This is a genomic window from Comamonas sp. UBA7528, assembly GCF_002479375.1.
Classification (GTDB): domain Bacteria; phylum Pseudomonadota; class Gammaproteobacteria; order Burkholderiales; family Burkholderiaceae_C; genus Comamonas.
Map to the genome: position 1 here is coordinate 58,290 of NZ_DLMU01000006.1, position 14,592 is coordinate 72,881.

The following is a 14,592-nucleotide window of genomic DNA, read 5'->3' on the forward strand; positions in this document are numbered from 1 at the left end:
GCAGACCACTTCCAAGGAGACTTTCGTGAACATCCCAACCGCTTTCACCCGCCGTATCACTGCTGCCTGGGGCCGTGGCCTGCGCCACAGCCTGTGTGCACTGGGCATGGCCGGCGCACTGTGGGGTGGCGCGGGTGCCGCCCATGCCCAGAGCGATACCTCGCTGGTGCTGTCGGCCCTGCCGCTGGCGTCGATGGTGGCCGTGGCTTCCCAAGGCGGCGCGTCCGAAGAAGTGCTGGCCGCGCCGCTGCTGGTGTCGGGTGTCGGTGCCTCGCTGCTGGTGGAAGGGGTGGAGGCATCGGCCCATGGCGTGGTCTACGTGGTCAAGAACGTGGCCACCGGCGCCTCGGCGGTGCTGGAGGTGTCGGGCAATGCGGTGGGGGCCGCCTCGGTGGGCGTGGGCACGGTGATCCAGAGCAGCGCCATTGGCGCGGGCGTGGTGCTGTCGGCCGCCGGCAAGGTGCTGGCCTTCATCCCCAACGCGGTGGGCAAGGCGCTGCTGCACAACGAGCGTCTGTAAGCCAGCCATCGACCGAGCCGGAGTTTCTGCCATGCATCCACTGCACTTTTCCCTTCCCCGCCTGGTCAGCCTGCTGTGCCTGGCGCTGGCCACCCTGGCGGGCAACGCCCATGCCGGCCGCAACTGCGACGCCAAGCCGCTGAACGTGGAGACCCTGACGCAGGGCCTGAATCTGGCGCAGCGCACGGCGCAGGTGCTGGAAGCGGAGTACCAGAAGAACGGCAGCAAGGTGCTGCTGCTGGCCCGTGCAGGCCAGGACCTGTCCAACTACCAGCTGCAGTACTCCCACTTCGGCTGGGCCTACCGCACGCCGGAAGGGCCGTGGCGGGTGGTGCACAAGCTCAATATCTGCGGCACGGCCGATGGCTGGGTCTACCGCCAGGGACTGGGCGAGTTCTTTCTCGACGATCTGTGGCGCTATGTGGCCGCCGTGCAGGTGCCCACCCCGGCCGTCCAGCAGGCGCTGTGGAGCTACCTGACCGCGCCGCAGACCGTGCTGCGCATGCAGCACCAGCCCTACAGCATGGTCAGCTACGCCTGGGGGCAGAAGTACCAGCAGTCCAACCAGTGGGCCATCGAAAGCCTGGCGGCCGCGATGGAGCCGGCCACCGTGCAGCAACGCAGCCAGGCCCAGGCCTGGCTGAAGTTCAAGGGCTACGAGCCCAGCACGCTGACCATCCGTTCCTGGACGCGCCTGGGAGGGCGCATGTCGGCGGCGAACATCGCCTTTGATGACCACCCGAACGACCAGCGGTTCACCAGCCGCATCCAGACCGTGACGGTGGACTCCGTCACCCAGTGGCTGCAGCGCGCCGAGCTGGCAGGGGCCCTGCGCGTGGTCCAGTAGATTGGTGATTAAACTGGTGTTTCGCACCGCTGCAGTGCGCACAAGCAGCTATTGAATCAGGAGTTTTCATGAGCAAGTCTTTGCGTTTGCCCGAGAAATGGTTCCGCCGCGGCCTGTGGCTGGTGGCGGTGGTGTTTGCCTCTTTTCTGATCGGCCTGGGCGGGCTGGTGGTGGGCAATCTGCCGCAGGCGGAGCGCGTGCAGGAGGTGGAAGACTTCATTCCCCCGGCCGATGCCCAGCGGGTGCGGGCGGCGTTGCGCCAGGCCCAGACGGTGGAGCGCCAGGCGGACAAGGCGCGCGACACGGCGCGGCTGAAATACGATGCCGAGAAGGCCCGCTACCAGTCGGCCCGCGAGTCCTTCGACAACTGGGTGGCCACGCGCCGGGCGACCGAACGCCCTGAGCAGGACAGCGAGCTGATTGCCCGCACCCAGGCGCTCGACAAGATCAAGCAGGCGGAAAACCAGGCCCGCCTGCTGCTGGAGCAGGTGGAGCAGACCAGTCTGGCGGCCTCGCAGAAGGTGTCCGCCGCGGAAAGCGAGTGGCGGGATCTGCACGATGCCGCCTATCCGGCCTGGCAGGCCCGGCAGCGGGAGGTGGAGCTGCGCGTGTTCCTGTATCGCCTGGCCATCACCTTGCCGTTGCTGGTGGCAGCCGGCTGGTTGTTTGCCAGGCAGCGCAAGAGCACCTGGTGGCCTTTCGTCTGGGGCTTCATCTTCTTTGCGCTGTTTGCCTTCTTTGTGGAGCTGGTGCCCTACCTGCCCGACTACGGCGGCTATGTGCGCTACATCGTGGGCATTGTGGTCACGGTGCTGCTGGGGCGCTATGCCATCCTGGCGTTGAACCGCTACCTGGAAAAGCAGAAGCTCCAGGAGGCCCTGCCCGAAGTGCAGCGCCGCGTGGAGCTGGGCTATGACGTGGCGCTGGGGCGGTTGGCCAAAAGCGTGTGCCCGGGCTGCGAGCGGCCGGTGGACCTGAAGAACACCGAGATCGACTTCTGCCCCCACTGCGGCATCGGCCTGTTTGACCACTGCGGCCACTGCAACACCCGCAAGAGTGCGTTCAGCCGCTACTGCCATGCCTGTGGCACGCCGGCGAAGGAAACGTCTGCGGCGGTGGGCGTACCTGCCGGGATGGCAGAGCCGGGCCGCAGCGCGCCGCCGTCCAGCCCCTGATCACCTGCCGCCTGGTTGGCGGCCCGGCGGTCCGGCTGCCCGGACGCGGCTGCGGCATGGCGCGTGTGGCGCGTGTGGCGCGCGCCATGCTTTTTCCACTGGGACAGAGCCCCCAGAGTCAGACGCCGCGGCTGCGGTCCTGGGCGAATTTCTGGCGGAAGGCAGCGAAGGTGCCGGCGTCCAGCGCATCGCGCACTTCCTGCATCAGGTTCAGGTAGTAGTGCAGGTTGTGAATGGTGGTCAGCATCGGGCCGAGCATTTCGCCGCAGCGGTCCAGGTGGTGCAGATAGGCGCGGCTGAAGCCATCGCGGCCGCCGTCATCCCAGCTCACGCCGCTGGTACCTGCGCAGGCGTGGCAGGTGCAGGTGGTGTCGATGGGCTGGTGGGCCACCTTGTGGCGGGCGTTGCGCAGCTTCAGGTCGCCATAGCGCGTGAAGATGGTGCCGTTGCGCGCATTGCGGGTGGGCATCACGCAGTCGAACATGTCCACGCCATCGGCCACGCCCTGCACCAGGTCTTCCGGAGTGCCCACGCCCATCAGGTAGCGCGGCTTGTGGGCCGGCAACAGGTGGGGGGTGTGGGCCATGATCTCCAGCATCTCGTCCTTGGGCTCGCCCACGGAGACGCCGCCCACGGCGTAGCCGGGAAAATCCATCTCGACCAGCGCCTGCAGCGATTCCTCGCGCAGATTGGTGTACATGCCGCCCTGCACGATGCCGAACAGGGCGTTGGGGTTGCCCAGGCGCTCGAACTCCTCCTTGGAGCGCAGGGCCCAGCGGCGGCTCATCTCCATGGATTTGCGCGCTTCGGCCTCGGTGGTCTTCTTGCCGTTGGTCTCGTATGGCGTGCATTCGTCCAGCTGCATGACGATGTCCGAATTCAGGATCGTCTGGATCTGCATGCTGACTTCGGGCGACATGAAGAGCTTGTCGCCGTTGACGGGGCTCTGGAAGTGCACGCCTTCTTCGGTGATCTTGCGCATGGAGCCCAGCGACCAGACCTGGAAACCGCCCGAATCGGTCAGGATGGGCTTGTCCCACTTCTCGAAGCCGTGCAGACCGCCGAAGGACTTCATGATGTCCAGGCCCGGGCGCATCCACAGGTGGAAGGTGTTGCCCAGGATGATCTGTGCGCCCATTTCTTCCAGGCTGCGCGGCATCACGCCCTTGACGGTGCCATAGGTGCCCACGGGCATGAAGATGGGGGTCTGGACCTTGCCGTGGTTCAGGGTCACGGTGCCACGGCGTGCGTGGCTGGTCGGATCGGTCTTGAGAAGGTCAAACTGCAGCATGATGGCGCGCATTGTCCCAGATGGATGACACCGGTGTTTGCTCTGGCATGGGTTGTGCCGGAATCTGCAGGGTGTCTATAGTGGGGAAAGATGATCAATCGATCGACAAGGAGGTAGTGCAATGACAAGAATATTGGTGGCTGTGGATGGCTCCCCTTATGCGCTGGAAGCTGTGCGCCATACGGTCGCGCTGGCGCGCAGCGGTTTGCGCGCCACGGTGGTACTGGCCCAGGTGCAGGAGGAGGCTTCGTTCCTGGAGCTGGCCACCCAGGACGGGGATGCGATTGCCAATGCGGCCATGGAAGCCGGTGCCCATCTGGCGGCGCCGGCGGTGGTGGAGCTGCAACTGGCGGATGTGCCCCACGAAGTGGAAGTGGCGCTGGGCGAACCCGCCCCCACCCTGGTGGACATGGCCGAGCGCCTGCAGTGCGACCAGATCGTGATCGGTGCGCGGGGCATGGGGGCGTTGCGCGGGGCGCTGATGGGCTCCGTGTCGCAGTATGTGCTCAAGCACAGCCCGATGCCGGTCACCGTGGTGAAGCCGCGCGTGGATGAGGCGCGGGACGTGCTGGGCGAAGAAGGCGCCCAGCTCATGGCCGACGGCGTGACGCCGCTGTCCATCCAGGCCGGCCTGTAACTGGCCGAACCGGGCATCCGCCCGCCCAGCAAAAACGGGACCGCGGTCCCGTTTTTGTTTTTCAGGGCCTGCGCCTCAGGCTGCCTGGCGCCGGAAGGGGTTGGCGCCCTGGCGGCCGGGTTGCAGCTTGCCGTGGGGCAGGGTGGCCAGGCGCTGGAACATGCGGCGGCAGTAGCCGCGTATCCACAGGCATTTGTTGATTTCGTCCACCGGCAAGGGGCCGGAGATCACGATGATGTCGTCGGCTTCGTCCCAGAAGCCTGCCGAGCGCAGGCGCCGCCGCATGGTCAGTGCCCAGGAATGGATGCGCAGCGGGTTGCCGTGCTGGTGCACTTCGCCGGTATGCAGGTCGAAGGCAATGGCCACATCTGCCGTTTTCAGCTTGAAGCGGCGCTCACCCGTGACTGCGCTGGGCTTTTCGCGCATGTCATACAGGTAGTAGTTGCCTGCCTTGAGCTGATATTGCAGATCCATGGTGGTCCTCTGGGAAGCGCATTGTCAGCGAAACACCGGCAGCAGAACCTGCGATGAAACAGGGATTGATGCCTTTAATCGAATATGCCCAGTGCATTGCACTTGTGCATGTGGCGCATTCTGATGGGCAGACATGCTGCTATGCAAGAACGTTCACCCAGAGAAGTCGGAAACAGTCTGTGTCCCGGTCAGGACCAGGACCAGGACCAGTGGCACCCGGTGCCCTGGCCCGGGAGGCTTAGAAGTCCAGCAGGCTCAGGCCCACGCTGAGCATGGTCCGCTTGTAGTTGTAGTCGATCAGGCTGTCACCATAGCCGCTGAACAGCTGCACATGCAGGCGCAGATTGCTCTTGCCACCGTTCCAGCCTTCGCCCAGGGTCCGCAGCCATTCCACGCGACCGGACCCCTTGCCCTTGCCCAGCGAGCCGCGCGCGGTCACGCCCAGATAGTTCTGGTCATTGATATTCCAGCCCAGCTTGATTTCGCCCCGGCCGATGTAATTCTGGATGCCCGGATTGTCGTCATCGCCCGAGCCTTCGGGAATGCGCTTCCACAGACGGGCATGCGCCTGCCAGCGGTTCCCCAGCTCGGCACCGGTCATCAGGTACCAGCGGTTCCAGCTGCGCGACAGTGGCTCGCTCTGGCCGTTGGACTGGTGCACCAGCCCCACGCCGCTGTAACGCCAGCGCCAGCCAAACGGCAACTGGGCGTCGGTGGGGTAGACGTAGAAGATTTCCGGTTCGTGGTCGGTGGTGCGGAACGGGCGGGAAATGTCGCCGTTGAACACCTGCCAGTAGGACTGCTGGGTGTAGCCCACCCACAGCGAGTCCTTGCGGCCCGTGCTGGAGTCGGTCAGCAGGCCCGAAGCGATCTTGGTGCGGGCCGACAGCTGGATGCGCATTTCCTCGGTCTTGTAGGGCTGCGCGGCCGAAGGGGTCTTGCCGGGCGAGCTTGGCTGCTCGTTCACGTGGTTGGCGGTGGTCAGCGACACCGACATGGGGCGGTAGCCGCGGAAGCTGAAGGTGCCGCAGTCCGAGCCGGGTTCCAGCTCGAAGAAGCGCGACATTTCGCTGTAGCGTGGATCGCGGCAGCCGCCATTGGTGGGCTGCAGGCCTTGGCCGGAGACATCGGCCACCACCATCGGTTCCTGGGCCGCCTGCTGCACGGTCTGCTGGACGCTTGGCTGCGGCGCCGCCATTTGTTCCTGGGCACTGGCCGCCGGGGCATGGAACGTGGTGGCGGGGGGCGGGGTCAGCGGTTGCTGCTGCCGTGCCCAGCCGTCAAAGCAGGCCAGACGGGCCTGGTTGTCGGTGGTGGCGGCGCATTGGCGCCAGGCATCGCCGGTCAGCGGCTCTGCGGCCTGGGCCGGAGCGGGCATGCCCCAGGCCCCGCAGATGGCCAAGGTGGCCAGGGCCGTGGCGCCAGGCAGCGCGCGGGAAAGAGTGGTTGGGGTTGCCTGCATGGTAAATATGTCCAGGGTTCAGGGCGAGCGCTTGCGCAGCACAAAAGGCTGGGTCGGGGCATCATCGCCGGCTTGGTAATCGCCGCGAATTTCGCGGGCACAGCTGTCGTCGCTCACCTCGCCCAGCCAGGTGCCGCTGATGTTGATGCCGTTGGCCGACTCCTCCAGCGTCACGGCGCCACGGTTCACATCGCCCACCATGGCATGGCGGGTGCCGGCGCGCTCGACCGTGCCCTTGACCGTGCCTTTCCATTCGGGATGGGGCCCCAGCTGCAGCAGGGCGGCATCGGCCTGGCCGGCCACGGTGGCCGTCCATTCGCCTTGCAGCTGCGGGGCACCCATGTCCCAGGCGTCCGGGCAGCCGGCCGCAGCGGAGGCGCCATCCTGGGCCTGTACGCTGGAGGCCAGCGTGCACGCAGCGATGCAAGCAAGGGCGCGCAGGCGCGGGGTCACAAACGGAATCAGGGGCATGGGTTCACAGGGCGGGTTCATTCCGCAGGTTGCTGCACGGAGGAGCGGGCAGCAAATTCCGCACGCAGCTTGCGCAGTTTTTCGCGCGGGTCTTCCTTTGCAGTGGCCGCATCCAGGTTCATTTCCTTGATGAAACGGCTGGGCTGGCACTGCACCATGTCGCGGCCCTTCTTGCGCCGCTTGGTCCAGCTGACGGCCAGCGTCCGTTGGGCGCGGGTGATGCCCACGTACATCAGGCGGCGTTCTTCCTGCAGGCGGGCGGCAATGTCGTCGCTCACTTTTTCCTGCTTGCCGTTGTCGTCGTCCAGCTTGAAGGGCAGCATGCCTTCGGTCACGCCGACCAGCACCACATGGGGCCATTCCAGACCCTTGGAGGCGTGCAGCGTGGACAGGACCACCATGTCCTGCTCCTTCTCGCGTTCGCTGATGGTGGAGAGCAGGGCAATGTTCTGGGCCACTTCCAGCAGGCTCTTGACTTCGGTCTGGGTGGTGGTGCCGGCCGCATCTTCGATCTGGCCGCCGGCGCGCTGGCTCATCCAGTCACAGAATTCCAGCACATTGCTCCAGCGGGCGGCGGCCACGGACTCGCTGTCCTCGCTGTCGTACAGGTGCTGTTCGTAGCCGATCTCCTTGAGCCAGTCGAGCATGAAGGTCCGGCTGGCCTCGGCGCCTAGCGTGTGGCGGGCCCGGTATTCCAGGTCGTTGAGGTAGCGGCCGAACTCGAGCAGGCTTTCGTGCGCCTTCTTCGGCACCACGGCTTCGAGCATGTGGCTGAACAGTGCACCGAACATCGACAGCTTGTGCTGGCCGGAGAATTCGCCCAGCTTGCCCAGCGTGGTGTGGCCGATACCGCGGCGCGGCGTGGTGATGGCGCGCAGGAAGGCCGGATCGTCGTCGTTGTTGATCCACAGGCGGAACCAGGCGCACAGGTCCTTGATTTCGGCACGGTCGAAGAAGCTGGTGCCGCCCGAGACCTTGTACGGGATGTTGGCCTTGCGCAGCGCCTTTTCAAACGGCTTGGCCTGGTGGTTGGCGCGGTAGAGGATGGCGAAATCCTTCCACGCCGGCTGTGGGTTGGCGCCCGCGCGCAGGCCCTGGATGCGGGCCACGGCGCGTTCGGCCTCGTGTTCTTCGGTGTCGCAGTCGACCACGCGCACCGGCTCGCCCTCGCCCAGCTCCGAGAACAGGGTCTTGGGAAACAATTTGGGGTTGGGCCCGATCACATTGTTGGCAGCACGCAGGATGGCCGAGGTGGAGCGGTAGTTCTGCTCCAGCTTGATGAGCTTGAGGTGGGGGTAGTCGATGGGCAGCTTCTTCAAGTTGTCCAGCGTGGCGCCGCGCCAGCCGTAGATGGACTGGTCGTCATCCCCCACGGCCGTGAAGTGCGCGCGCTCGCCCACCAGCATCTTCAGCAGCTCGTACTGCGTGGCATTGGTGTCCTGGTACTCGTCGACCAGCACATGGCCCAGGATGCGCTGCCATTTCTCGCGCACCTCGGGGTGGCCGCGCAGCAGGCGCATGGGCATGCCGATCAGGTCGTCAAAGTCCACGCTCTGGTAGGCGGTCAGGCGCTCTTCGTAGCGCTGCATGATCAGCGCGATGCTGCGCTGGTGGTCGTCCTGGGCCAGGGCCAGGGCCTTGCGGCTGTCCCAGCCGGCGTTTTTCCAGTTGCTGATGGTCCATTGCCACTGGCGGGCGGTGGCCACATCGGTGGTGCCGCCGGCGCAGTCCTTGAGGATGCCGGTCACATCGTCGGCATCCAGGATGCTGAAGCTGGGCTTGAGCCCGAGTGCATGGCCGTCTTCGCGCACCATGCGCACGCCCAGGGCGTGGAAGGTGCAGACCAGCACATCCTTGGCCTGGCGGCCGATCAGCCCGGCCGCGCGCTCGCGCATTTCGGCCGCAGCCTTGTTGGTGAAGGTGATGGCCGCAATGCGCCGCGGGGCCATGCCGTTCTCGATCAGCTTGGCAATCTTGTGCGTGATCACCCGTGTTTTGCCCGAGCCGGCACCAGCCAGCACAAGGCAGGGCCCTTCGGTGTAGTGGACGGCTTGGAGTTGGGCCAGGTTCAGACCAGCGGACATGAATGCAGAACGACGTCGCCCTGGCGGGCGGAATCATTAAAGGTGGTTGGACGCAAATGATACGGAGTTGGGTGCGAGAGCATGGCGCGGCTTTCCGGATTTCTCCTGTGGATCAGTGTTAATCAAGGTATTCGTCTGTAAATGCATGCAGTACCGGGGAAGGCGGTAGCCACGGGGCCGGCCTCCCTGGAGCCACGGGCAGGGCGTGCTGCGGACGCTGTGCCGGCTTTGCCAACAGATATCTTGTGCAAGGTTTTTCACCATGGCTGCCGATCGGCGGGCGGGGCGCTTCCCGCCTGGAGTGCCGTCTGTTACCGGCACCGTTGCAGCGCCCTCGGCACGCCGTACGGCCTTGTGCTTTGCGGGACACCGGATTTTTCCGGGGCTGCATCGTGCTGCGCTGCAGCGACAATCCTGGCCTGTGCTGTCCGTTCTGATCGTTACCTTTCCCTTCTTCGCGCTGGTGCTGTGTGGCTATATCGCCACGCGGGGCGGCGTGCTGCCGCTGTCGGCCATTTCGGGCCTGAACACCTTTGTGCTGTTCTTCGCCCTGCCGTGCATGCTCTACCGCTTCGGGGCGCAAACCCCGATTGCCCAACTGCTGGATCCGGTGGTGGCAGGGGTGTACCTGCTGTGCGGGCTGGCGCTGGTGGCCGCCACCTTGGCGCTGACGTTGCGGCGCTGGGGCTGGAACGATGCCGCCTTTGGTGCACTGGTGGCTGCTTTTCCCAATTCCGGCTTCATGGGCGTGCCGCTGTTGGTGGCGCTGCTGGGTGAGGGCAGCGCCGGCCCGGTGATTCTGACCATGGCGCTGGACATGGTCATCACCACCTCGCTGTGCATTGCGCTGTCGCGGCTGGGCGAGGGGGAGGGCGGGGCCGTGCAGGCGCTGCGCAAGGCGCTCAGGGGCATGCTGTCCAACCCCATGCCCTGGTCGATTGCGCTGGGGGCAGTGGCATCGGCCCTGGCGTTCGAGCTGCCCGGGCCCATCGACAAAACCGTGGCCATGCTGGCGGGCGCTGCCTCGCCGGTGGCGCTGTTCACCATCGGGGCGGTCCTGGCGCGTTCGCAGATGAATCTGCACGAACAGCTGGCTCCGCGCGACTATGTGCCGATTGCACTGGCCAAGCTGCTGGTGCACCCGCTGCTGGTGTGGTCCGCCTGCCAGGCGGCTGTGGCCTTGGGCCTGCCGCTGTCGACCGATGCCATGGTGGCGCTGGTGCTGGTGTCGGCCCTGCCCAGTGCCAGCAATGTGTCGCTGCTGACCGAGCGTTTTGGTGCCCACGGCGGGCGCGTGGCGCGCATCATCCTGGTCAGCACCGCGCTGGCGTTTGTCACGTTCTCGGCGGCAGTGACTTGGCTGGCGCCGGCCGCGTAAGCGCGACCAGGCCGCAGCAGCATGGTCCGTCTCGCCGCGCTTTGGGCGTGAGGGGACCTCGTTTTTTGGGGCCCTGGGGCGCGATGGAACGCGGTGAAAAAACAGCGGCCGATGGAGGCGGCCCCGCTGGCAGGGCCTGGAGCCCGGACCTTCTCTGCGGCAGTGCCCGAGAGCGGTCCGGTCTGCGGGCCTTGGCGCCGCTCAATACTCCCAGAACATCCGTTGCAGCGTCTTGGTGTCGGCGCCCCGTGTCAAGGCCAGCATGGTCAGGATGCGGGCCTTTTCAGGGCGCATGTCGTGGGCGACGACCCAGTCGTACTTGTCGTCGGGCTGCTCGGCGTTGCGCAGCACGAAGCCGTAGGGCACGCGGGAGGAGCGCACGATGATGGTGCCCTTGGCGCGTGCATCCTGCAGCGGCTTGACCATGCGGTCGGCCACCGAGCCGTTGCCGGTGCCGGCATGGATGATGGCCTTGGCGCCACCGGCCACCAGCGCATTCACGGCCGTGGGCTGGACGGTGCCGTAGGCGTAGACGATGTCCACCTGGGGCAGCTGCGTGATGTTGTCGATGTTGAACTCGGACTGGTTGGTGTGGCGCTTCACGGGGGCGCGGAACCAGTAGTTCTTGCCTTCCACCACCATGCCCAGCGGGCCCCACTGGCTCTTGAAGGCACCGGTCTGGATGTTGATGTCCTTGTTCACATCGCGGGCAGTGTTCAGCTCGTCGTTCATCGTGACGAGCACGCCCTTGCCGCGTGCGTCCTTGGACGCCGCCACGCTGACGGCGTTGACCAGGTTCAGCGCGCCGTCGGCGGACAGGGCCGTGCCGGGCCGCATGCTGCCGACCACGGCGATCGGCTTGTCGGTGTGCACCACCAGGCTCAGGAAATAGGCGGTCTCGGCCAGGGTGTCGGTGCCGTGGGTGACCACGATGCCGTCCACATCGCCCTGCTTGGACAAGGCCGATACGCGCTTGGCCAGGGCCAGCAGGTTGTCGTTGGTGAAGCTTTCGGAAGCGATCTGGAAGACCTGTTCACCGCGCACATTGGCCACCTGGGCCAGTTCGGGCAGGCCGGCCAGCAGCTTGTCTACCGGCACCTTGGCGGCCGTGTAGGTGGCGCTGTTGATTGTGGAGGCGCCGGCACCGGCAATGGTGCCGCCGGTGGCCAGCACCACGACATTGGCCTTGGGACCGGCCGCAACGGGCTGGGTCGCAGGCGCCGCCGGAGCAGCGGGGGCCGGTGCGGCAGCCGGGGCTGCAGCCATGGGGGCCGCGGTGGAGTTGGACTGGGTGGCGCATCCGGCCAGCAACAGTGAAGCCGTGACCACGGAGGCGGCGGCCAGACGGTGCAGGGTGAAGCGGGCAGTACGGGGAGCAAGACGCATGGACAATCCCTGGGTTGTGGTAAGTGGTTGCACACCTTGCGCGCGCCGCCGCCGGGCAGCAATGGGGCTAATCCGGACTTGCCAGCGGCGCCGCACAGCCATGGTGCGGCGCGCACACGGTGTGTGTACCCTCTGCACGTTCTGTGCCGGGGGGATGGGATAGAGGGATGAAATCTGCCTTTGAAGATTGCCGTGATTGCGTCTGAAGCTAGCAATTCAGGAGCGTTTGCCGCATCGTCCCTGCACCGGGCGGCTGCGGTCCGGGTTCCCTGGCGCAGGGGGCGGTGGTGCCCGGCGGGGCGTTACAGGCTTTGCGGGTCCACATCCACCAGCCAGCGCACCAGGCTTTTGTGCTGAGGCTGGCCGCGCACCCAGTGCAGCCAGGGCTGCCAGGCATGCAAGAAGCGCTGCAGCGCACGGCGGTCGGTGGCTTCGATCAGCATCTGCGCTCGTTCGACATCGGCCACGCGCTGCATGGCCATGGGGATGGGGGGGTACAGAAACACATCGTCCAGATGGGGCAGCTCGCCCTGGCGTGCGGCATCGCTGGCGGCGCGTAGAAAGTCCTGGGCGGCCTCCTGGGTCCGGGCGTCGGCGCGCACCAGGGCCTGGAAGGCGAAAGGCGGCATGCCCGCATCCTCGCGCTCGCGCAGCTGGCGCTGGGCAAAGCGCGGGTAGTCGTGCTGGCGCAGCGCCTGGAACACCATGTGCTCCGGGTCGTGGGTCTGCACCCACATCTCGGGCCGGCTGTCCTGGGCGGCGACATACGAGCCGTCGCGCCCCGCGCGGCCGGCGGCCTGCATCAGCAGGCAGAACAGGCGCTCCGGCGCACGGAAATCGCTGCTGAACAAGGCCCCGTCGGGCTGCACGGCGGCCACCAGCGTGATGCGGCGGAAGTCGTGGCCCTTGGCGACCATCTGCGTGCCCACCAGCACATCGATCTCGCCGCTGTGCACCTGGTCCAGCTGCTGCTCCAGCGCGCCCTTGAGCCGGGTGGTGTCGGCGTCGATACGGCCCACGCGGGCCGGGTTGCCGTCGGGGCGCTGCACATTGCGCAGCAGCCGCTCCAGCTCCTCCTCCAGCTGCTCCGTGCCCTTGCCCAGCGGCAGGATGTCGGGGTTGCCGCATTCAGGGCAGGCATGCGGCACGCGCTGGGTAAAGCCGCAGTGGTGGCAGCGCAGCGTGCGATCGCCCTTGTGGAACACCTGGTGGGCGCTGCAATGGGGGCAGTCGCTCTTCCAGTTGCAGTCGGCGCAGAACAGCACCGGCGCAAAGCCCCGGCGGTTGAGCAACACCAGCGCCTGCTCGCCGCGTTGCACGCGTTCGGTGATGGCCGCGATCAGCGGCGGGGAGAACACGGCTTTGCGGGGCTGCTGGCGCATGTCCACCAGGCGCACGCGCGGCAGCTCGGCCGCGCCAATGCGGCTGGGCATGTGCAGCCGCAGATAGCGGCCCGGTCCGCCGCTATCTGCGGGCTCGCTGGCGTGCCAGCTCTCCAGCGACGGGGTGGCACTGCCCAGAATCACCTGGGCGCTCTGGGAACGGGCCCGCCACACGGCCAGGTCGCGGGCGGAATAGCGTGCCCCCTCCTGCTGCTTGTAGCTGGGGTCGTGCTCTTCGTCGACCACGATGACCTGGAGCCCCGGCAGGCTGGCGAACACCGCCATGCGCGTGCCCAGCAGCACGCGGGCCTGGCCGGTGTGGGCCGCCAGCCAGCTTTTCAGGCGCTGCGGGTTGGTCATGCCGCTGTGCATGCTGACCACGGCCTGTGGGCCGAACTGCGGGGCAAAGCGGGCGGTGAAGCGCTCCAGCAGCTGGGGCGTGAGGTTGATTTCCGGCACCATCACCAGCGCCTGGGTCGGAAAGTCTGCGTCGGTGCCGGCCTGCAGCGCCTGTTGCACGCGCTGCATATAGACCTCGGTCTTGCCACTGCCGGTAGCCCCGTACAGCAGAAAGGGGCCGGTGTGCTGGTCCATCTGGGCGCACACGCCCTGCTGCTCGGTGCTGAGCGCAATCGAGGGAGGCAAGGCGGGCGCCGTGACCGGCGCTGCAGCGTCGGCCACCGCCTGGGCATCCAGCGCCGCCTGGGCTTTTTTGCTGAGCTTTTTCGATTTGGGGGTCAGCCGGCGGGCCAGCTGCTCGGCCGTCATGTCCTTGAGGGCCGGGGGCAGGCCGGTCAGCGCAATCTCACCCAGGCTGCGCTGGTAGTACTGGGCGGCGAACGCCACCAGGCGGCGCCAGCGGGCATCCAGCGGGGGCAGGCCGTCGAGCACGCTGCGCACGGGCTTGAGCTGGGCCTGCGGCACCGGCTCGGCATCGGCCGGGCTGTCCCAGACCACGCCCAGCAGCTCCCGGTTGCCCAGCGGCACCCGCACCAGCGTGCCGGGGGGCAGGGCTGTGGTGTGCGTGTAGGTCAACAGCCCGCCCACACCGCTGTGTACCGGCGTGTGCACGGCCACCTGGACCCGGAACACGGGGGCGGAATCAGGGGATGGAGAGGCGGAATCGGGCGGAAGCGGCATGCAGCAAGGATTTCCACAGGGCACGCCCGGTGTGATGCGGGTTTCTGTGGATAACTTTGTGGGGATTATCGGCTGGAACGCAGTGGCAGCCCGTCGATGTGGAACAGGCTGCGGTTACCACGTAAGCATAGAAAAAATTTATATTTAAACAAAAACAATGGCTTATAACGACTTTGCGTCATGTGGCGCTCAGCAAAAGCAGAGCAGGCCAGCCCATGTCTGCCTGCCCGCTTCTGTGCATAAGTGGGATGTGCAAATCCGTCAAGGGCTTGCCAAAGAGCGAAAAACAACGCCGCCGGCACGTGCCAGGGTGCGTCTTCGTGGCCATTGGCGGGTAATGCAAGT

Annotated in this window: 12 protein-coding genes; 5 read left to right on the forward strand and 7 right to left on the reverse strand. The window is 66.5% G+C overall.

Going from position 1 to position 14,592, the window contains the following annotated elements:
• Positions 1–106 precede the first annotated feature (106 nt).
• From B3349_RS08255 to B3349_RS08265, 3 genes are all read left to right on the forward strand, one after another.
• Positions 107–520 (forward strand): hypothetical protein, encoded by a 414-nt coding sequence (locus B3349_RS08255; RefSeq protein ID WP_291588257.1) that lies wholly within the window; start codon positions 107–109, stop codon positions 518–520.
• A 31-nt stretch (positions 521–551) separates the two neighbouring features.
• The gene (locus B3349_RS08260; RefSeq protein WP_291588193.1) at positions 552–1,367 is read left to right on the forward strand and encodes a DUF2145 domain-containing protein; all 816 of its coding nucleotides are present in this window, start codon (positions 552–554) and stop codon (positions 1,365–1,367) included.
• Between the two features lie 68 nt (positions 1,368–1,435).
• On the forward strand, positions 1,436–2,542 hold the full coding sequence (locus B3349_RS08265) for a serine endopeptidase (RefSeq protein ID WP_291588194.1): 1,107 nt from the start codon (positions 1,436–1,438) through the stop codon (positions 2,540–2,542).
• Positions 2,543–2,660: 118 nt separating this feature from the next.
• Here the strand turns inward: B3349_RS08265 and tgt are convergent, their stop codons facing one another.
• Positions 2,661–3,833, reverse strand: a complete 1,173-nt coding sequence (tgt, locus tag B3349_RS08270) for a tRNA guanosine(34) transglycosylase Tgt (protein ID WP_291588195.1) — start codon at positions 3,831–3,833, stop codon at positions 2,661–2,663.
• Between the two features lie 121 nt (positions 3,834–3,954).
• Here tgt and B3349_RS08275 point away from each other — a divergent pair, with 121 nt between their 5' ends.
• Entirely contained in the window at positions 3,955–4,470 is a 516-nt protein-coding gene (locus B3349_RS08275) for a universal stress protein (protein ID WP_291588196.1), read from the forward strand.
• Positions 4,471–4,545: 75 nt separating this feature from the next.
• Here B3349_RS08275 and B3349_RS08280 read toward each other — a convergent pair whose 3' ends face one another.
• The 4 genes from B3349_RS08280 to B3349_RS08295 all read right to left on the reverse strand — a co-directional run bounded on the left by B3349_RS08280 (position 4,546) and on the right by B3349_RS08295 (position 8,961).
• Positions 4,546–4,944: a hypothetical protein gene (locus tag B3349_RS08280; protein ID WP_291588197.1), complete on the reverse strand. Its 399-nt coding sequence runs from the start codon at positions 4,942–4,944 to the stop codon at positions 4,546–4,548.
• A 238-nt stretch (positions 4,945–5,182) separates the two neighbouring features.
• Positions 5,183–6,406 (reverse strand): phospholipase A, encoded by a 1,224-nt coding sequence (locus B3349_RS08285; RefSeq protein WP_291588198.1) that lies wholly within the window; start codon positions 6,404–6,406, stop codon positions 5,183–5,185.
• A gap of 18 nt (positions 6,407–6,424) precedes the next feature.
• A complete protein-coding gene (locus B3349_RS08290; protein ID WP_291588199.1) occupies positions 6,425–6,877 on the reverse strand; it encodes a hypothetical protein in 453 nt (150 codons plus the stop codon).
• 17 nt (positions 6,878–6,894) lie between these two features.
• On the reverse strand, positions 6,895–8,961 hold the full coding sequence (locus B3349_RS08295; protein WP_291588200.1) for an ATP-dependent helicase: 2,067 nt from the start codon (positions 8,959–8,961) through the stop codon (positions 6,895–6,897).
• Positions 8,962–9,382: 421 nt separating this feature from the next.
• On the opposite strand from B3349_RS08295, the gene B3349_RS08300 reads away from it, so the two are divergent.
• The gene (locus B3349_RS08300) at positions 9,383–10,339 is read left to right on the forward strand and encodes an AEC family transporter (RefSeq protein ID WP_291588201.1); all 957 of its coding nucleotides are present in this window, start codon (positions 9,383–9,385) and stop codon (positions 10,337–10,339) included.
• 201 nt (positions 10,340–10,540) lie between these two features.
• Here the strand turns inward: B3349_RS08300 and B3349_RS08305 are convergent, their stop codons facing one another.
• Positions 10,541–11,605: a type II asparaginase gene (locus B3349_RS08305; RefSeq protein ID WP_083520660.1), complete on the reverse strand. Its 1,065-nt coding sequence runs from the start codon at positions 11,603–11,605 to the stop codon at positions 10,541–10,543.
• Positions 11,606–12,027: 422 nt separating this feature from the next.
• Positions 12,028–14,247: a replication restart helicase PriA gene (priA, locus tag B3349_RS08310; RefSeq protein ID WP_291588203.1), complete on the reverse strand. Its 2,220-nt coding sequence runs from the start codon at positions 14,245–14,247 to the stop codon at positions 12,028–12,030.
• Between the last annotated feature and the right edge of the window lie 345 nt (positions 14,248–14,592).